15 protein-coding genes and 2 tRNA genes are annotated in these 17,379 nt (G+C 64.6%); 4 read left to right on the forward strand and 13 right to left on the reverse strand.

The genetic code is table 11. The annotated features are described in order from the left end of the window. The first annotated feature begins 45 nt into the window (after positions 1 to 45). Together AC4K8G_RS05115 and AC4K8G_RS05120 are read left to right on the forward strand one after the other, a co-directional pair. A tRNA-Arg gene (locus AC4K8G_RS05115) sits at positions 46 to 122 on the forward strand. A gap of 22 nt (positions 123 to 144) precedes the next feature. Continuing rightward, complete coding sequence (locus AC4K8G_RS05120) at positions 145 to 642, forward strand: hypothetical protein (protein WP_491733092.1); 498 nt, start codon at positions 145 to 147, stop codon at positions 640 to 642. On the opposite strand, the gene AC4K8G_RS05125 is transcribed toward AC4K8G_RS05120, so the two are convergent. The 4 genes from AC4K8G_RS05125 to AC4K8G_RS05140 are packed head-to-tail and all read right to left on the reverse strand — an operon-like array spanning position 639 to position 6,447. Further along, on the reverse strand, positions 639 to 1,217 hold the full coding sequence (locus tag AC4K8G_RS05125; RefSeq protein ID WP_491733093.1) for a GNAT family N-acetyltransferase: 579 nt from the start codon (positions 1,215 to 1,217) through the stop codon (positions 639 to 641). The two genes, AC4K8G_RS05120 and AC4K8G_RS05125, sit on opposite strands and share 4 nt — an antisense overlap. Further along, entirely contained in the window at positions 1,210 to 2,199 is a 990-nt protein-coding gene (gene hemB / locus AC4K8G_RS05130) for a porphobilinogen synthase (RefSeq protein WP_491733094.1), read from the reverse strand. The genes AC4K8G_RS05125 and hemB overlap by 8 nt, the downstream gene beginning before the upstream one ends. Positions 2,200 to 2,217: 18 nt before the next feature. Then, entirely contained in the window at positions 2,218 to 3,681 is a 1,464-nt protein-coding gene (locus AC4K8G_RS05135) for an MATE family efflux transporter (protein WP_491733095.1), read from the reverse strand. 9 nt (positions 3,682 to 3,690) lie between these two features. Next, entirely contained in the window at positions 3,691 to 6,447 is a 2,757-nt protein-coding gene (locus tag AC4K8G_RS05140; RefSeq protein WP_491733096.1) for a valine--tRNA ligase, read from the reverse strand. Positions 6,448 to 6,553: 106 nt separating this feature from the next. Here AC4K8G_RS05140 and AC4K8G_RS05145 point away from each other — a divergent pair, with 106 nt between their 5' ends. Next, the gene (locus AC4K8G_RS05145) at positions 6,554 to 8,278 is read left to right on the forward strand and encodes a cellulase family glycosylhydrolase (protein WP_491733097.1); all 1,725 of its coding nucleotides are present in this window, start codon (positions 6,554 to 6,556) and stop codon (positions 8,276 to 8,278) included. Here the strand turns inward: AC4K8G_RS05145 and AC4K8G_RS05150 are convergent. From AC4K8G_RS05150 to AC4K8G_RS05160, 3 genes are read right to left on the reverse strand one after another with little or no spacing between them, the layout of a single operon-like run. Continuing rightward, a complete protein-coding gene (locus tag AC4K8G_RS05150) occupies positions 8,275 to 8,703 on the reverse strand; it encodes a DUF2497 domain-containing protein (protein ID WP_491733098.1) in 429 nt (142 codons plus the stop codon). The genes AC4K8G_RS05145 and AC4K8G_RS05150 overlap by 4 nt on opposite strands. A 15-nt stretch (positions 8,704 to 8,718) precedes the next feature. Next, on the reverse strand, positions 8,719 to 10,278 hold the full coding sequence (locus AC4K8G_RS05155) for a TolC family outer membrane protein (RefSeq protein WP_491733099.1): 1,560 nt from the start codon (positions 10,276 to 10,278) through the stop codon (positions 8,719 to 8,721). 14 nt (positions 10,279 to 10,292) lie between these two features. After that, positions 10,293 to 10,943, reverse strand: a complete 651-nt coding sequence (locus AC4K8G_RS05160) for a protein-L-isoaspartate O-methyltransferase family protein (protein WP_491733100.1) — start codon at positions 10,941 to 10,943, stop codon at positions 10,293 to 10,295. 207 nt (positions 10,944 to 11,150) lie between these two features. Here AC4K8G_RS05160 and AC4K8G_RS05165 point away from each other — a divergent pair. Next, positions 11,151 to 11,224, forward strand: a tRNA-Cys gene (locus tag AC4K8G_RS05165). A 48-nt stretch (positions 11,225 to 11,272) separates the two neighbouring features. On the opposite strand, the gene AC4K8G_RS05170 is transcribed toward AC4K8G_RS05165, so the two are convergent. From AC4K8G_RS05170 to AC4K8G_RS05195, 6 genes are read right to left on the reverse strand one after another with little or no spacing between them, the layout of a single operon-like run. Continuing rightward, positions 11,273 to 12,136: an RDD family protein gene (locus AC4K8G_RS05170; RefSeq protein ID WP_491733101.1), complete on the reverse strand. Its 864-nt coding sequence runs from the start codon at positions 12,134 to 12,136 to the stop codon at positions 11,273 to 11,275. Then, positions 12,126 to 13,151 carry a stage II sporulation protein M gene (locus AC4K8G_RS05175; protein WP_491733102.1) on the reverse strand — a complete coding sequence of 342 codons (1,026 nt, stop codon included), beginning with the start codon at positions 13,149 to 13,151 and terminating at the stop codon, positions 12,126 to 12,128. The genes AC4K8G_RS05170 and AC4K8G_RS05175 overlap by 11 nt, the downstream gene beginning before the upstream one ends. Then, on the reverse strand, positions 13,148 to 14,452 hold the full coding sequence (locus tag AC4K8G_RS05180; protein ID WP_491733103.1) for a DUF58 domain-containing protein: 1,305 nt from the start codon (positions 14,450 to 14,452) through the stop codon (positions 13,148 to 13,150). The genes AC4K8G_RS05175 and AC4K8G_RS05180 overlap by 4 nt, the downstream gene beginning before the upstream one ends. Then, complete coding sequence (locus tag AC4K8G_RS05185) at positions 14,449 to 15,405, reverse strand: AAA family ATPase (RefSeq protein WP_491733104.1); 957 nt, start codon at positions 15,403 to 15,405, stop codon at positions 14,449 to 14,451. The genes AC4K8G_RS05180 and AC4K8G_RS05185 overlap by 4 nt, the downstream gene beginning before the upstream one ends. Further along, positions 15,402 to 16,619, reverse strand: a complete 1,218-nt coding sequence (locus AC4K8G_RS05190) for a hypothetical protein (RefSeq protein ID WP_491733105.1) — start codon at positions 16,617 to 16,619, stop codon at positions 15,402 to 15,404. The genes AC4K8G_RS05185 and AC4K8G_RS05190 overlap by 4 nt, the downstream gene beginning before the upstream one ends. Continuing rightward, positions 16,616 to 17,251 (reverse strand): DUF4129 domain-containing protein, encoded by a 636-nt coding sequence (locus AC4K8G_RS05195; RefSeq protein ID WP_491733106.1) that lies wholly within the window; start codon positions 17,249 to 17,251, stop codon positions 16,616 to 16,618. The genes AC4K8G_RS05190 and AC4K8G_RS05195 overlap by 4 nt, the downstream gene beginning before the upstream one ends. Between the last annotated feature and the right edge of the window lie 128 nt (positions 17,252 to 17,379).

The following is a 17,379-nucleotide window of genomic DNA, read 5'->3' on the forward strand; positions in this document are numbered from 1 at the left end:
GGCGGACGCCCCTATGTCGCGCCCCTGCCGTTTCCCGGCATCCGCGCGCCCGTAGCTCAGCTGGATAGAGCACCAGACTACGAATCTGGGGGTCAGAGGTTCGAATCCTTTCGGGCGCGCCATTTTCCTCTTAGAGCGTCGGCAATGCGCCGCCTCTCGGTCCTTCTCATCCTGACGATCAGCGCCTGCGCGTCGCCGGGCGGGCCTTACCCGTCGCTGCAACCGCGCGCGGCCGAGGCGATCGACCCGCGCGTCCCGGTCGAGCGGCCGCTCAACGACCGTCCGGTGACTGCGGGCCTCGCCGCCCAGTTGGCCCAGCTCGTCGTCCAAGCGCGCAGCGGGGACGCGGCTTTCGCGCCCGCAGTGGCCGAGGCCGAACGCCTCGCGTCGGCGGCCGGTGCGCCGCAGAGCGAGGGCTGGACCGTTGCCCAGGAAGCCGTATCGGCCGCAATCTCGGCGCGGGAGCCAACCGTGAAGGCATTGTCGGATGTCGATTCGCTCGCGGCGAATGCCCTGCAGACGCAGGGCGGGATCGCTCCCAACGACCTTGCGGCGATTCAAGGGGCGGCTTCAGCAATTGCCGCCATCGAAAGCGCGCAGGCAGCACGCATCAAGGCGCTGCAGGGGCGCTTGGGCAGCTAGGCCAGCGCGGCTGCCCTCGCGGCAGGCCAATCGGCTGCATCAAGCGTGTAAACGATCTGCGGGTTGGTCTCCGGTCCGAAGCGGGTGTCGATGAAATCGAGTTGCTCGGCGCGGGTCATGCCGAGCCGCTTCATCAAGCCCTGGCTCGTCTCGTTGGCCGGGATGGTCATGGCGATCACGCGTGGGTAGCCGAAGGGTCCGAACGCGAGCTCCAGGCTCGCAATCGCGGCCTCCTTCGCGATACCCTGCCCCCACGCGCTCTCGCGCAGCCGCCAACCGATCTCAGGCACGCCCGCGAGTTCTTGCGGCGCTCCGGGCGTATTCACGCGCTTCAGCCCGCAAAAGCCGAGAATCTCGCCCCCGGCCTTGTCCTCGACGATCCAGAAGGTGTGGCCGTAGTCCCGCTGGTACAGCCGCAACCGCTCGAAGCCCTGGTTCCACTCCTCGAAGGTCTGGACCCCGCCCAAGTGACGCATCACCGGCTCACTATTCATCACATCGTAGAAGGCGCGGGCGTCGGGCTCGCCCCACTCGCGCAGGATCAGCCGCTCGGTTTCGGCGACGACCTTAGCCATTGATCAGGCGGGCGGCGTCCACGGCGTGATAGGTGAGGACGCCGGTCGCTCCGGCGCGCTTGAAGCCGAGCAACGTCTCGAGGATCAGCGCGTTGCGGTCGCCGGCCCCGGCGGCCGCCGCATGCTCGATCATCGCATATTCGCCGCTCACCTGGTACGCGAAGGTCGGAACGCCGAACGCGTCCTTCACCCGCGCAATGACGTCGAGATAAGGCAAGCCGGGCTTCACCATCACGAAATCCGCGCCCTCCGCGAGATCGAGCTCGACCTCGCGCAGCGCCTCCTCGATGTTGGCAGGATCCATCTGGTATCCGCGCTTGTCGCCCTTGAGGCGCCCCTGGCTGCCGACCGCCTCGCGGAACGGGCCGTAGAAGGCCGATGCATATTTGGCGGCGTAGGCCATGATCGCGACATTCTGGTGTCCGGCGTCCTCGAGCGCCTCGCGGATCGCGGCAACGCGGCCGTCCATCATGTCCGACGGTGCGACGATATCGGCCCCCGCCGCCGCCTGCACGAGGGCCTGGTCGCGAAGCACGTGCACAGTATCGTCGTTGATGACATTGCCGGCCTCGTCGGTGAAGCCGTCGTGGCCGTGGGCGGTGTAAGGGTCGAGCGCGACGTCGGTGAGGACCAGGATCTCGGGCACCGCATCCTTGATCGCCTTGATCGCCCGGCAAATGAGGTTGTCGGCGTTGAACGCCTCGCGCGCATCCTCGGTGCGGAGTTCGTTGGGCGTGTTGGGGAACAGGGCGATGCACGGAATGCCGAGGTCGGCGGCCTCGCGCGCCTTGCCGGGAAGCCGGTCCACGCTCCAACGCGACACGCCCGGAAGGGAGCCGATCGGCTCCTCGCAATCGTAGCCGTCGCAAATGAACAAAGGCCAGATGAAGTCGCTCGGATGCAGGCGGTGCTCGGCCAGCATCGCACGCATTGCCGGCGACGAACGGCCGCGGCGCATGCGCAAGGCGGGGAAAGACGTCATGGGCAAGCGCCTATAGCGCTAGCCCGCCGGATTCAAAGCGCCGCCGGGCTCGCGGGTCGCCAGTGCTTCTTCGGTCGTTTCTTCCTCGTCGCACGGTTCGGCGGCCATGCGGGCCTTCCGCCAGCCGCCCTGCAGGTAGTAGCCAACCGCCAGTGCGAGGTTGATGCATGAGGTCACCGGGAAGCTGGTCCAGATCGCGTCCGCGCCGAGCCAGCCGTAAGTCGCGTAGATGTAGCCGAACCGGATCGGCACCAGCCCGATCGCAAGAATGATTAACGGCGCCCACACCGCGCCATTGGCGCGGACCGTCGCGAACAGCACCATCATCACGCCGAAGAGGAGGAAGTTCCAAGTCGCGACCAGGTGGATATGGCGTGCAATCGGAAGCCCCGGGCTCTGCGGCCCCATGAACAGGCTCAGCACGGCGCGGTCGGTGACCGTCATCAGCACAATGAGCGCGCCGGTGATTAGCACCGACTGGATGACGCCGACCCGCGTAATCTGTCCGACACGGTCCCACCTGCCGGCGCCGATGTTCTGCGCGGCCATCGCGCTGACCGCGGCGCCCAACGCCATCGCCGGCATCTGGACATAGGTCCACAACTGCAGCGCGACGCCGAACGCCGCCGCTGTGTCGACGCCTTCGTGATTGACGAGGCCGACGAGAGCCAGCGCCGACAATGAGATGACGACCATCTGAATGCCCATCGGCATTCCTTTGACGATGATCGTTTTGAAGATCGAAAGGTCGCACCAGAGGTAGCGCAGCTCATTGCCGCGCAGCCGCAGCGGCAAGTCCTTGATGTAGATGTAGGCAACCAGCCCGAACAGCGCGACGTAGTTGGCGATCAGGGTCGAAAAGGCCGCGCCGGCGATCCCCATCTTCGGAGCTGGACCCAGGCCCAGGATGAAGACAGGGTTGAGGCCGCTGTCGAGCACGACCGACAGGATCATGAACCAAAGCGGGGTCATGCTGTCGCCCGCGCCGCGCAACGCCATCATCGCCAGGGTCAACAGCAGGATCGGCGGCATCGCGAGGAAGATCACGCTCAAATAAGCATGCGCGAGCTCCGTTGCTTCGGCCGGCGTGCCGAGCAGGGCGAGGATGGAATGCGACAGAAAGTATCCAGCCGCGGCGATGATAATCGTCACCACCAGGAACGACCCGGCCGCGGTTCCGAACACCTTCCGCGCACCGTCGACATCCTTCCGGCCCCATGCCTGGCCGATGAGGATGGTCGAGGCCATGCCGAAACCGAAAACAAACGCGGTCAGCAGGAACATCACCATGTTGGCGTTCGACGTTGCCGCGAGCGCGTCCTCGCCGATGAAGCGGCCGACGCAGATCGCGTTCACCGTGCCGTTCAGCGACTGGATGATCGAGCTGGCGAGCGTCGGCAGCGCGAACTTGAGCAGTGTCGGCGAAATGCTGCCCTGCGTCAGGTCGCCGCGCGCGCTCGGTCGAGTTGCTGCGTCTACCATTCGTGTCCTTTAGCCGAGCCGCTCCAACGCGGCGCGAAGCCGTTCGGCCTCAGCCGACTTCGCTTCATGGTCCGTGCGCGCTTTCTCGACCGCCTCGGGCTTGGCGCGCTCGGTGAAGTTCGGGTTGCCGAGACGCGCCGCGAGGCTGTCGCGCTCTTTCTCCGCGGCCTCGGCGCCCTTCGACAGGCGCGCCTTTTCAGCGTCCAGATCGATCGCATCGCCGATCGGAAAGGCGATGGTCGTGCCGTTGACAACGATCTGCGCAGAGCTCGGCGGGGCAGTATCGGCCTCAACCGGCGCTTCGAGCTTGCCCATGCGCGTCAGGGTCGTGGCATTATGGCCGAGCCGCTCTACGAGGCTCGGGTTACCAAGCACATGCGGCGTCAGGGCAGCGCTCCAGGGGATGTTAAGCTCGGCACGCATCGTCCGAACCTCGGCGATCACCGCGATCAGTGAGTCGACCTCACGCGTCGCCTGCGGATCGACCTGCGCCTCCGGCGCGGGCCATTTGGCGACGATCAGCTCGTAAGGCCTCTCGCCCATCGCGTTCCACAGCTCTTCGGTGATGAAGGGCATCAGCGGATGGAGCATCACCAGGATCTGGTCGAACGCCCAGGCGGCGACGCGCTTGGTCTCCTCGTCGAACGCGCCTTTGATCAGTTCGACATACCAGTCGCAGAAGGTGCCCCAGACGAAGTGATAGATGGCGTCGGCCATCTCGTCGTAGCGGAGCTCGTCGAACGCGCGATCGAGCTTGGCCAACGTCCCGACAACCTCGCCAATGATCCAACAGTTGACCGGAAGCTCGGCCGCGGGCGCGGCAATGCTCTCGCTCGCACCAACGCCGTTCATCTGCAGGAAGCGCGCGGCGTTCCAAATCTTCGTCGCGAAGTTGCGGTAGCCCTCGACCCTCTTCTCATCGAGCTTGATGTCGCGGCCCTGGCTTTCCATCGCCGCCAGGGTGAAGCGCAGCGCGTCGGCGCCATATTTGTCGATCAGGCCGAGCGGATCGACCGTGTTGCCCTTGGACTTGGACATTTTCTGGCCGTGCGCGTCGCGGACAAGCCCGTGGAGATAGAGCGTCTTCCACGGCGGCTGTTTCATGAACTCGATGCCCTGCATCGCCATGCGCGCGTCCCAGAAGAACAGGATGTCGAAGCCCGAGATGAGCACGTCATTGGGATAGTGGCGCTTGAGGTCTTCGGTTTGCTCAGGCCAACCGAGGGTCGCGAAGGGCCAAAGCGCCGACGAGAACCAGGTGTCGAGCACGTCCTCATCCTGGCGCAGCGTTTGGTCGCCCGCTTCCTTGCGCGCTTCCTCCTCGCTCTCCGCGACGAAGATCGTGCCGTCATCGGCATACCAGGCCGGGATGCGGTGACCCCACCACAGCTGGCGCGACACGCACCACGGCTGGATATTCTCGAGCCAATTGTACCAGGTCTTCTTCCACGTCTCCGGCACGACCCGGATCTCACCGCTGCGCGTCGCCTCGATTGCCGGCTTCGCGAGCGTTGCCGCATCGACATACCATTGGTCGGTCAACATCGGCTCGATCACCACGTTCGACCGGTCACCGAACGGCTGCATAATCTTCTTGTCCTCTTGCCTGATCATCAGCCCTTCGGAATCGATGTCGGCGACGACGCGCTTGCGCGCTTCGTAGCGGTCGAGCCCGCGATACACTTCAGGCACGAGGTTCAGCGCGTCGACTTCGTTGGCGCTGGCGGCTTCGCCATGCGCGATCGCCTTCGCCCGGTTTGAGGATTCCTCATAGGACGGGCCGTCGGTGCGCATGTGCGCGGTCTCATCCATCAGCCGGTACATCGGCAAATTGTTGCGCTGGGCGACGCCATAATCGTTGAGGTCGTGCCCGCCGGTGATCTTCACCGCGCCCGAACCGAAGTCCGGATCGGGATAGGTATCGGTGATGATCGGGATCAGGCGGCGATGTTCCTTCGGCCCGACCGGAATCTCGCAGTAGAGGCCGACAATCGGCCGGTAGCGCTCGTCATCCGGATGAACCGCGACCGCGCCGTCGCCGAGCATGGTTTCGGGCCGCGTGGTGGCGATCGAGATATAGTCGCGTTCTTCCTCGAACAGGATTTTCCCGTCCTCGTCGCGCTCGACATATTTGTAGGTGGCCCCGCCCTCGAGCGGATATTTGAAGTGCCACATGTGGCCGTCAACTTCGCGGTTATCGACTTCGAGGTCGCTGATCGCCGTCTGGAACTTCGGGTCCCAGTTCACCAAGCGCTTGTCGCGGTAGATGAGGCCGCGCCTGTGCAGCTCGACGAACGTGTGGATGACCGCCTGTTGGTAGCGCTCGTCCATGGTGAAGCGCTCGTGCGCCCAGTCGCATGACGCGCCGAGACGGCGAAGCTGGCGCGTGATCGCCCCGCCCGACTGAGCCTTCCACTCCCACACATGCTCAAGGAAGGCGTCTCGGCCGATATCGGCGCGCTTGACGCCTTGCGTCTCGAGGTTGCGCTCGACCACCATCTGCGTCGCGATGCCGGCATGGTCGGTGCCGACCACCCACAAAGCATCCTTGCCGAGCATCCGCTCGCGCCGGGTCAGGACGTCCTGAAGCGTATTGTCCAGCGCATGGCCGATGTGCAGCGAGCCGGTGACGTTGGGCGGCGGCATGACGATTGTCCACGGGGTCGCGTCGGGCCGGTCGGGTCGGAACAGGCCTCTGTCTTCCCAGTGCGCGTACCAGCGATCCTCGATCGCGCGGGGTTCGAAGGTCTTGGGAAGCTCTGACATGGTTCGGCGGTTAGCGATGCCGCGCTGCAGCATCAACCTTGGCAGCTTGCGGCCGCCACGGATCGCCCGCAGAAGGCCGCGATAACGTTATCAGACGGAGGCGTTGATGCAGCGGCTGTTGCTGGGACTGGCGGCTTTGGCGACGGCGACAGCAGGTGCGGCGGCGCCCGCGCCCGGCTTTCTCAGCACCAGGGGCACGGAAATCGTCGACGGCACCGGCCAGCCGGTGATCCTGCGCGGCATGGGCCTTGGCGGCTGGATGTTGCAGGAAGGCTATATGCTGAAGCTCGGCGACCTCGGGCAGCAGCATGTGATCCATCGCCGCCTGGCCGAACTGGTCGGGCAACAATCGGTCGACGAGTTCGAGCAAGCCTGGCTCGACCATCATATGACCAAGGCCGACATGGACGCGCTTGGCCGCTGGGGCTTCAACTCGGTCCGCCTGCCGATGCATTACAACCTATTCCTCGACCCCTCTGCACCCGCCGGGACCGACCGCTGGAACGAGGACGGCTTTCGCCGCATCGACAGGCTGCTCGACTGGGCGGCGGCGAACCGCATGTGGGTGATCCTCGACCTCCATGCCGCGCCCGGCGGCCAGGGCACCGACCTCGCCATTTCCGACCGCGACCCGACCAAGCCGTCGCTGTGGGAGAGCGCCGAGAACCAGCGCCGGACGGTGGCGCTGTGGCGGGAGATCGCGCGGCGCTACGCCGACAATCCGTGGGTCGGCGGCTACGACATATTGAACGAGCCCAATTGGGACTTCGACGGGCCCAACGGCGGCCATGGCTGCGAGGACACCCACAACCGGCCGATCAGCGCGCTCTACAAGGAGATCACCGTCGCAATCCGCGAGCATGACCGCAACCACCTGATCGTGATTGAGGGCAATTGCTGGGGCAACAATTACCGCGGCATCACTCCTGACTGGGACGACAAGCTCGTCCTCAGCTTCCACAAATATTGGAACAAGAATGATGCCGCTTCGATCGCGGCGATCTCTAAGCTGCGCAGCGACACTGGACGGCCGATTTGGCTCGGGGAGAGCGGCGAGAATTCGAACGCCTGGTTCCGCGATGCGATCAAGCTGGTCGAGCATAATGGGATTGGCTGGTCATGGTGGCCACTGAAGAAGCTCGGCTTCAACAATCCGCTGGAAGTGGTGCCCAACCCCGGCTGGCAAAAGGTGGTCGACTGGCTGACCCACAAGGGTCCCCGTCCCGATCCGGCGAAAGCGCGGGCAGCGATGATGACGCTTGCGACTCACGACGTCGATTTCGCCGACAACGCGATCCATCCCGACGTGGTTGATGCGATGATCCGCCAGCCGCATTCCGACCGCGCCTTGCCCTTCCATGACCGCCGGCTGGGGAGCGCGCCTATGGAGATCCAGGCAGTCGATTATGACCTTGGCCCGCCCGGAATCGCTTATGCCGACCGCGTCGATGCCAACTATCACGTCGATACGGGCAAGGAGCGGACCGAGTGGAACGACGGGCGCACCTACCGCAACGACGGCGTCGACATCGCGCGGGACCCGGACGGGATGCCCTACGTGACCGCGTTCGAGGCGGGCGAGTGGATGCAGTATACGCTGGACGTCGCCGAAGCAGGATCGCGAGGAGTCACGCTGACGATTGCCTCCGATGCGGCCGCCAGGCTCGCCATCTCAGTCAATGACGGTCCCGCAGTCTCAGGGGAAATTCAGGCTGGCAGCGGTTGGCGGACGATTTCCGCGCCGCCGCTTGTCCTCCAGCGGGGCACGAACAGAGTGAGGGTGGCGGTAATCAGCGGGACCGTGAAGTTGAAGACTATCCGCGTGCTCTAAAGCGGTTTGCCGGTAATCCGGGTGATTTCGCGCTTCACATGCTCGTCGACCATCTGCGGCAGGTGCTCGTCGAGCCATTGCTTGAGGATCGGGCGGAGCATCTCGCGAACCATGTCCTCGAGCGGATTGACCGGCGGTGCGGCCGGAATGGTCGCCGCGACCGTCTGCAGCTGCTCGAGCGCTTCGCGGCTGTGGCCGGCGACGCCTTCATCCAGAAGCGGCGGGCCGAGGTCGGCCGGAGGCGCAAGCGGCTCATCAAGCTCGAGGACATCGTCCTCGGCAGCCGATGCTTCTTCCGGAAGCGGCTCCTCCTGGTCGTCGCCAACGATGCTGGGCGCCGCGCCGGTGCGCAGTTCCTTCTCCTCCGCGATCACCTTTTTGATCGAGGCGAGAATGTCTTCCATCGAGGGCTCACGAGACGCCATGGCCGGCGATATCGCTTATTGAGGCTGCGGAGTCACCCCTACGGGCACTACAACCGGCCGTGCATCCGCGGCGCGTGGCGAAATGCCGGTCTGGGATGCGGGCGGCGGCGTCTGCGGCGAATAGAGCAGCGGTGGGGTGACCACTGGGGTCGCCGGCATTTCCTGCGGGTCGACTGTGCGCGTCGCAACCGGCTTGTGCCGAATATCTGACGCCCAGTCGCTCCAGTTGTTGGCGACGTGGCGATAATTGCCGAGCGGGTCATACAGCGGCCCGCCGTCGAGGCCGAGGTCCTGCGCCTGCGCCTGCCCCATCGCGTTCAGCAGTTGGAAGCCGGCAACATAGGCATCGCGCTTGGCCGTGACCAAGGCGACCTGCGAGTTCAGCAGTTCCTGCTCCGCGTTCAGCACATCAAGCACGGTACGGGTCCCAACGCTCTGCTCGGCGCGCGCACCTTCGAGGGCGAGTTCGTTGGCCTGGACCGCGACGGTGTTCGACTGGATCGCCTTCTGTGCCGCGTCGTAGGTGGCGAAGGCCGAGCGAGTGGTCGCAACGACTGCGCGCTCAGTGCCAACGACCCGTTCCAGCGTCTCACCTTCGACAGCTTGCGCACGCCGAGTGTTGGCGGCGGGCAGTCCACCCTGAAACAAAGGAATTCCGAGGTTCAGCCCGACCGTCGTCTGCGTGCCAGTCCGGGGGTTGGGCTGACCAAGGAAATCGTCGCCGTTGCTGCCGAGGCTTCGGACGTATGTGCCGCTTCCGACTGCGGACAGGGTCGGCAGGCGCCCGGCCTGCGCAACACGGACGTCATAGCCCGCGGCAACAGCTTGGCGGCTGATCGCGACCAGGTCCGGGTTATTGGCCAGCGCGATCTGCACCGCCTGGTCGGCGTTCGCCGGAAGGGGCGGCAGCGGCGGCGGCGGGGCGAGCGTCCCGGGCTGGTGGCCGATCACCTGGCGGTACGTGGCCTCGCTTGCGGTTTCCTGGCCCTGCGAGGTCGCCAGCTGCGACCGGCCGAGCTGAAGCCGCGCTTCCGACTGGGCGACGTCGGTCTTGGTCAGGTCGCCGATCTCAAATCGATCCTTGGTGGCTTCGAGGTTGGTCTGGAGGACCTTCACGTTATTGGCGTTGAGCTCGACGATCGCGCGGTCGCGGATCACGTCCATGTAGGCCGCGACCGCTTGGGTGAAGACATCGCCTTCAACCGCGCTCAGCGTGGCCCGGCCAGCGTCAACACGGGTCTTGGCGGCGTTGACCGAGTTCCTGACGCGGCCGCCGTTGAATAAAGGGTAGCTGATGTCCGCCCCGACCGAGACGTTGTTCTTCGAGCCGCCCGTATCGAGGATGCCGGTGCGGCTGATATCGCGGTTGAGGCCGACGCTCGCGGTGAGCTGCGGGCGACCCGCAGCCTTGGCGATCGCGACATTGGCATCCGTCGCTTTGAGGTCCTCGCGCTGACCTGTCAGCGTCGGATTGGTCTGGTAGGCCGAAACCAGAGCATCGCGCAGCGTGTCCGCGCTTGCCGTGCCGGCGAGCAGGCCAGCAATGATCGAACCGGTAATGAGCTTGCGGATCACGCCAGCGGTCCTTCTTAGAAAGTGAACGCCCGCGGGCGCGCGAAACCGGGCAACGCGGGCACGCCAGCATCGCCGATGGAGAGGTAACCGAAGGCGCCCCCGGCCTTGCGACCGATGATCAGCCGGGCGACGCCCCGATCGATGAGCGCTGCGCCAAGCCGACCGCCCTCGGCCAGTTGGTCGATGATCGCGTCAGGCAGAAATTCGACCGCGCCGTCGAGCAGGATGAGATCGTAAGGCGCGCCGTCGGGGTGGCCAGCTTCAAGCGGACCTTCGACGACCTTGACCTTGTTAGAGCCAGCCGCCTTGGCGAGCTCGGCCGAACTTTCCAGCGCGGTGACCTTGAGGCCGATGGCCGTCAGGACGGCGGCGGAATAACCGGTGCCGACGCCGATCACGAGCGCGCGCTCGCCGCGCTTCGGCGCCATCTGGGTCAACAGCTGCCCAAGCACGCTCGGCGCGGCCATGAAGCGGCCGTCACCGATGGCCACGCCGCGGTCCACATAGGCCAGCGGGCGCGTGTGCGCCGGAAGAAAGCGCTCGCGCTCGATCGACCCCATCGCCTCGAGGACGCCGGCGTCGGTCACGCCCTGCGGACGAAGCTGGCTTTCGACCATCGCTTCGCGCGCGGCGGCGAAATCGGGAATCGGGGACTGGACCGTCATGGCTGTTATATGCCGCTAATACACCTAGAGTTCAAGCTATCCCCGCGAGCGGGCGCTGAGCGCTGCTCCATATCGGCAGCAGCTGGCATCGCCAACCGCCGTTGATCGAAAGATGGGCAGTCAACGCTGCTTCTTCAATCCATGGGTCGAGCGGTGGTCGGGCTTGACGGCCACGCCAAGCTCGCAGAAAGGCAGCGCTCCCTCCGAGGCCCGATGGCGGAGTGGTTACGCAGAGGACTGCAAATCCTTGCACGCCGGTTCGATTCCGGCTCGGGCCTCCACGCACATTTTCCCAATCAAGGTCAGTCGAGGATTCGGTTAGCGTGCCTCTATTGCGCGTATTTGCTGTCGCGCCTGTGGCCGACCATTAATCGCGCTTCGAGATGGCCACAGAGGGCCGCGTAGTAATCGGACAGGAAGCCATAGTCGTCGCCGTCGTCAGGAAGGCTCGCCTTTCCGCGAATAGTTCGAGCTACGGTAGCGACGGCATCGGGGTTTTCGTTTCGAAGGACATCCTCGAGGGTTTGCAGCTCGAAGACCCCGTAGAGTTCGAGCGCCGCGTGAGGGAATGTGCGTCGCGGCCGGTGCGCGCTCCCGACCAGATCCGCGGAGAGGCCGGACTTCTCGGTGTGAACCACCCACGTCCCGGCGACGAGGTCGCCAATCCGTAACCTGTCGCGATTAAACAGCGGAAAGAATAGAAAAATCCCGCTCCACAATAAGGCGAAGATGACAAGGAACGTGTCGGCAATACCCTGGGCGAACTGGGCGCCGAGAAACGAGAGCGGAAGGAAGACCTCGATCTCCCGCATTGCGTTGCGGGCAACGACGGCCGCGCCGGTGAGCCGCGCCCCGTCCCGCGCGACAACGCGGAGGCCAAGCATGCGTTTGCCTGGCGTGGCGCCGCGGCTACCCATCTCGAACAGCGAGAACCAGCCGTTGCGCAGGATGAAGAAACCGACCAGCCACAAAACAGCCAGGACTTGCCTCGCGCTCTGTGCGCCTTGAATTTTCGAAAAAAGGTAAAGCAGCCCGATGGTCAGCGCCAGAAGTGCGAAGGCCATCAGCATGAAGTCGATGATGAAAGCCGCCGCACGGCTTCCGGCGGAGCCGAGCTCGAGACGCAGGTCGACTCCTTCGGGCGTGATGAAGGTCCGCTTAAGGCTGCGAACCTTGAGGGCGCTACTCGCCACGCGCCCTCTTTCTCGCGGGTAGCGCATAAAAATAGGCCAGCCAGCCAATCAGCATCGAAGATCCGATCAGCATCCTGAGGCCGTCGTTGTTCACCGTTTGCCGCCCCACCCCTTCGAGCAGCCCGGCGACCGCGAGCATGACCACGCACCCGCCCATTGCCGTCGCCGCAACCCGGCCGGCATCGACCGCCGCATCCATGCGCGCAGATCGACCGGGGAAAGCGATGGTGATTCCAATGCGCATCCCCGCGGCGCCCGCGATGCAGATCGCAAATATTTCCGTGGTCCCGTGGATCATCAGCCACGCAATCACATTCGTGCTCAGCCCCTTGGCCGCGAACACGGCGTAGAAAGCCCCGAGCATGAGCCCATTGTAGAGGATAAGCAGTATCGTCGGGACCGCGAACGCAAAGCCCAGGGCAAAGGCGAATATCGCAATCTGGCTGTTGTGGGTGAACAGGAAGGTGGCAAAGGCGCCCAGCCAGCCCTGCTCCTTGGTATAGAGCGTGGATCGCAGGAATTCGGCCGACGCGGATGGATCACGGCCATCGCTCAGGCCTTCCGGGATGAAGCTGTAATACCAGCTCGGGTCGCTCCGGATCAGCAAATAGGCGAGCAGCGCGGCGCTGAACGTGATCGCGACACAAAACAGTGTCTCGCGCCACAAGCTCTGCACCGCATTGGGCCAGCTCTGGCCGAAGAATCGCACTATCTGACGCCACGCGGGCGTCTGCACTCCGTAAATCTGGAAATAGGCACGGGTGCAGAGCCGCTCAAGATAACTGATCAGCCCCCGATCGAGCGAGGTGTCCCGGGCAACCGAAAGCGAGGATAGCGTGGTCCGATAAAGACCCGGAAGCGCGAGGAGATCGTCATCGCGGAGCGTCCGGATGGACCGTTTCTCCATGCGCGCGACAATGTCCTCAAGCCGCGCCCAATCCGCTTCATGCGCCTGGCGGAAGCGTGTCGCGTTGACCAGCGGCGCCTCGCCCCGTCCGACTAACGGCGCATTCACAGCAAGTTTCTCTTCTTGAGGTCCAGATAACCTTGGACGAGCCGCTCGCTCACTTTGTCATACTCGCTCTCGATCACGTGAACGCCAAGGTGTTGCAGGCGGGAAATCGCCACGCGCCGATCCTTCAGCAGATCAGCAGCCGTAATCGCCCGGGTGACGTCGTCCGCGGTCTGCGGGTCGTCAGTCGCGATTGTCTCCAATTCTTCGTCGCGAAGGACGACGGTCAGGACCAGATGCGTCTCGACGAGCCGGCGTAAGGCACGGAGCATGAAATCCGCGGATACCGTGTCGGTGAACTCGGTAAATAGAATGACCATCGATCGCCGGGTGAGCCGCGCGCCGAGGGTGTTCAGGGCGAAGGCATAATTTGTCTCATCGCCGCTATAATCGATCTCCGCCGCAAGGCGCTCGAGCTCGGTGAATGCACCCCCGCCGGACACGAAACCGCTGGCCAGGCGAGGTCTTGAATCGAAGGCGTTGATGGCCACTCGATCACCGAGCTTAAGGGCAATCCATGCCGTCAGAAGCATCGCGGAAACGCAGCGGTCCACGCGCGCTATTCCCGCGACGGGCTCGCACATTTGCCTGCCGGTATCGACGGCAAAGACGATCTGGTTGTTACGCTCGGTACGATATTGCTTCGCCAGCAAGGTCATGTGCCGCGCCGACTGCTTCCAGTCGATCGAGCGGCGATCCATACCGGTTCTGAAGTCCACCAGCGTATCGAAGTCGGCACCCTCGCCGCTGGCGAGTTGGGCAATGAGGCCCTCGAGCGCATAGCGCTGAAACACTTTGGCGCCCTGATCATGGACAGGGCGAATGTCGGGCAAAACCGGAAAGGCGCCCTCGATATCTATCACCCCCTGATGCCAGGTCAGGCCAAGCGGGCCGGTCCAGCGCAGCCACAAGCGCTCAAAGCGCGCGACACCGCGCCGCAACATTTCGAGCGGCAACAAAACGGCCCCTCGCCCGCCCTCGAGCGGAACCCTCGTCCGTCCATCATCCTCTGCCGCGACCAGGGGGGAATTTTGCAGCGCCACCCACGCATTTCGCGCTCCCTTGCGAACAGTCACCGTAACCGCGCAATCGCGGGATTCTCCGACATAAGCGTGCGCTGGAAAGTCCACTTGTGCACCGGCGGGCGACATGCCCCGAAAAGCGTCGAATGCGGTCAGCAGGAACATCGCCAGCGGCCATGTAAGCGCGAGAAACCACCGCCCCGGCTCCATCGCCGCGAACAGCAGCGCAAGCGGTGCGCCACTTGCGGTGGCGATGACCGCGGTTCGGGTCGGATAGATCAACGCGGTGCCTCGATCGCCTCGATTATCAGGCCGACGATCTCCTCGACCTTGCGCCCGTTGATCTCCGCCGCGGGCGACAGAATGACCCGGTGGCGCAGCAGCGCGGGCGCGAGCATCTTGACGTCATCGGGAATGACAAAGTCACGCCCGTCGAGCGCGGCACGCGCTCGTGCGGCCCCGGCGAGCATCGCGCCAGCACGCGGGCTCGCGCCCGTTTCCAGTTCCGCATTCTCGCGCGTGCCCCTGACCAGCGCCGTAATATAGTCGATGATCTCGTCGACCAGCCGTACCTCGCTAACCGTCTTGATTGCGGCCGCAATGACCTTCGGATTGCCGCAGCGCTTCACCCCCCACGCCGACGGATTCATGGCTTCCTTTTCGGCGCCATGCGTAGCGACGATCCTCCGCTCCTCCTCAAGCGACGGATAATCGACGGTCTGCTTGAACAGGAAGCGGTCCAGCTGCGCCTCGGGAAGAGGATAAACGCCCTGCTGCTCAATCGGGTTTTGAGTGGCAACGACCATGAATCGGTCGCTCAGCGGATGACTTTCGCCATCGACCGTGACCTGGCCCTCCTGCATGGCTTCGAGCAGAGCCGCCTGGGTCTTGGGAGGAGTGCGGTTGATTTCGTCGGCCAGCAGCAACTCGGTAAAGATCGGGCCGCGCGTCAGGGAGAAACTCGACGTCTGGAAGTTGAACAGGTTGGCGCCGATGATGTCTGCCGGCATCAAGTCCGGCGTGAACTGGATCCGGCCGAAATCGAGGCCGACCGCATGGGCGAAGCTGTGCGCGAGCAGGGTTTTTGCAGTCCCGGGAGGACCCTCCAGCAAAATGTGTCCGCCGGCGAGGAGCGCGACGAGCATCAACTCGACGCTCGTGTCCTGGCCGACGACCGCTTTGGCGATCTCCCCCCTGATGGCCCCGGCCAGCTCCTGGACTTGTTCGATCTTCACCCTTGAATCTCCTTGAGCCATTGATTGAGCGACCGAGCAGCGCCGACGAGCTCTTCCCTGTTGCGGGCACGGGCAGTGGCATCCGCTGCCGCTGAAAAGCTGCGATTGGGATTGAGCGCATCGAGCCGCGCCCGCATCGAGGCAGTGTCGAGCGCCGTGGGCAGGCTGAACAATGCGATCGCCCGCTCGCGGATGAGATCGACGTAACGGCTGCCGAGATGTGCCTCCCGCCCGGCCTTGCGGATCAGCGCCGCGCTATTGTCGACCAGCGCGGCCTTTCCGAACGCGATCGCGCGCTCGCGCCTCCGCACCGGACCAAAGCGAATGAGCGCTTGCCAGCCTGCGAGCAGCATGGCGGCGAACACTGTCAGTGTGACAGCAAGAAACGGAGCGTCGAAAGCGAGCTTCAGCGGACTACGCGACCTGCCGAGCCCGTTGGCAGTGACGTCGAACAATACCGAGGTGGCACCGGTGCTGTTGAGATCGTCCAGCAGCGCCAGCCCCGAGCGCGCTTGCCGTTCATCGCCCATGCCATGGTTGTTGATCAAGTCGGGGTCGCTCAGCACATAGATGTTGCGCGTGCCGACGCGGGCCAGGACGATGGCGCCGGTCGACGTCGTCAGCAGCGGCTCGATGCCGGGCCCGCTGATCGACTGCACGACGGCGGGAGCGAGGAACTGCATTGCCGGCGGGGCTGCAGGATCGACGTTGACGAGCGGCTCGCCATGCCCCTTCGACCGAGCGACCTTGAGCTTGAGATCCGGCGCCAGCACGCTTTCCGGATTGAACGTCGGGGTGAGCCCTGAAACCCGAACCCAGCCCGGATGGGCGGGATCGGGCTCAGTCGACCATTTGGGGAACACGATGAGCGTCGTCCGGGGACCACGGGCATTAAGGATGTCACTCAGGTCAACGGCCCCCGCTTCCGGGGTGATTACAGCAAGATCTTCGCTGGACAGGTCATTCACGGAACGCACGATAACCGGATGACGTCCAGTCGCTTCGGCGAGCCGAACAAGTCCGCTGAAACCGGTTGCCGCTGGCGACAAAGCGTGAGCGCCCCCATTGCGTCCTGAGCGAAGATCCGGCGCGTAGGCCCCGAGGACGAGCATCGCGATGAACGCCAGCACGCCGATCCCGGTCATGATGAGCATCGTCGACGCGTTGAATGTGCGGTCGCCCGTTTCCAGCGGATGCATGCCGACGTCGCTCATGACCGCCACGCAGCCGGGAGCGCAAAATCCGAATAGGCTTTGCGTGCCTCGGACCAATCCTGCTGGCTCACCGCTCGGCCACCGAACAGGCTTCGCTCAACCATCAGCGCAATGTGGGAGAAGAGCGCCCGCGCCCTGGCCGGAATGACGTCGGACGCGGCGAGCTCGCGGCTGGTCAACGCCGGCCGGGCAAGCGCCGGCCGCCTCCCGAAAATGTGCTCGATGGAGCGGAACAGCAGGTGGTGAATTGCTTCTGCAAAATGCCCGTCACGCGCCAGCGCGTCGGCCTCGTCCCGCCACGAGCGGGCACCCTTCTCGTCCGGGCGCCATTCCTCGTCCGTTTCGAATTCCGCTTGTGATGCTGGCTGCGCTCGGCGCAGGCGCCACTGTCCGTGACGGATCCGATTGTACAACGCCCAAAGCAGCGCGGCGCTTCCCAGCGCGATCACGGTCCATAACAAGACTCGTGCGTAAGGTGCGTCGGGCAAGAAGCTCGCGAGCCAGTTGAAGAATCGGCCGACGGGTTTCAGGACCTCGCCGAGCCACTGAAGAAGGGCCTGCAGCCAGGCCGGCGGTTTTGGCGGCGGCGGCGTAGCCACAAGGTTGAATTGGTACGCGGAGTCGTGGCGCATCGCTTGATAGGCTTGCGCGAAACGAACGGCTTCGTCGGCCGTGCCCTGACTTGCGCCGCTGATCCCCGTCTCCTTCCCAAAGTTAGGGATAGTCCTGGCAGGGCTTCGTGCAAGCGTGGAAATCTCTG

It is taken from the genome of Sphingomonas sp. SP3 (assembly GCF_058514305.1).